The organism is Paraburkholderia sp. UYCP14C, assembly GCF_004197395.1.
Classification (GTDB): domain Bacteria; phylum Pseudomonadota; class Gammaproteobacteria; order Burkholderiales; family Burkholderiaceae; genus Paraburkholderia.
The window spans coordinates 1-1,133 of the sequence record NZ_SELS01000272.1; the positions used below are offsets into that span (position 1 = coordinate 1).

Below are 1,133 nucleotides of genomic sequence, written 5' to 3' on the forward strand. Positions count from 1 at the left end.
TACTAACCAGTGCATAAGTAAGCGAACATAAATCGACTCCATGGTCTAAGCTTAAAGGGGCTTGGGGAGGGGCATGATGCGCGAGGACGACGGCCGACAGCTTTCACATGCAACGCTGGAAGAGATGCGCATTCGCGCGGTCAAGCGAGTCGAAGCAGGCGAGTCGCCAGAGGACGTGATCCGCACGCTGGGATTCTCGAGGCCACGTATTTACGAGTGGTTGGCGGCTTGGCGCGAAGGAGGTATTGAAGCGTTACGAGCCAAGTCTATTCCGGGCCGGCCGATGAAGCTGTCGTCCGAAGCGATCCGCTTTGTCTATCAGACGGTCACGACGAAGAATCCGATGCAGATGAAGTTCGAGTTTGCGTTGTGGACGCGAGACATGGTGCGGGAGTTGATTCGCGAACGTTTCAACGTCAGGCTCTCCGAGGTATCGGTCGGTCGGCTGCTCAGGAAACTCGGGCTTTCCCCAACGGCCGCTGGCGCGCGCCTACCAACGCGACCCTGAACTCGTCGAGTCATGGATGCGTGACGAATATCCGGCGATTGTCAGGCAGGCCAAACGCTGTGGGGCACAGATTTTCTTCGTCGACGAATCGACGGTGCGCTCGGACTACCACAGCGGCACGACCTGGGCCCCGATTGGCCAGACACCGGTGGTCGAAACCACCGGCGCGCGCTTCAAAGTGAACCTGATCTCGGCGATCAGTCCGCGTGGCCAACTCCGTTTCATGTGCTTTGAAGGCAGCTTCAAGAGCCCGGTGTACGTCGACTTCGTCAGGCGACTGATGCTTAATGCCGATGCTCCCGTCTTCCTGATTGCGGATGGTCATCCGGTTCATCGTTGCAAAGCGATCCGCAAGCTTGCCGCAGAATCGGATGGATGGCTTTGTCTGTTTTTTCTGCCGGCTTACTCACCGGACCTGAATCCAGACGAACTCGTATGGGGTTATCTCAAACATCACAAGATCGGCAAGCTTGCTATCAAAGGCCCCGGACATCTTAAGCAGCGTGTTCGAGCAGTTCTGCGCTCGTTGCAGCGAATTCCGGCTTTGGTCCGATCCATGTTTCATCATCCGTCAGTCCGTTACGCGGCGTGACGTATGTCCGGTTACTTTGTTTCGGCTTAGTAA

2 protein-coding genes are annotated in these 1,133 nt (G+C 56.7%); both read left to right on the forward strand.

The features are described from left to right. Positions 1-73: 73 nt before the first annotated feature. Positions 74-508 carry a helix-turn-helix domain-containing protein gene (locus tag EVC45_RS46450; protein WP_211193611.1) on the forward strand — a complete coding sequence of 145 codons (435 nt, stop codon included), beginning with the start codon at positions 74-76 and terminating at the stop codon, positions 506-508. A 16-nt stretch (positions 509-524) separates the two neighbouring features. Beyond that, positions 525-1,100, forward strand: coding sequence for an IS630 family transposase (locus EVC45_RS46455; protein WP_248295549.1), 576 nt, complete (start codon positions 525-527; stop codon positions 1,098-1,100). The last annotated feature ends 33 nt before the right edge of the window (positions 1,101-1,133 follow it).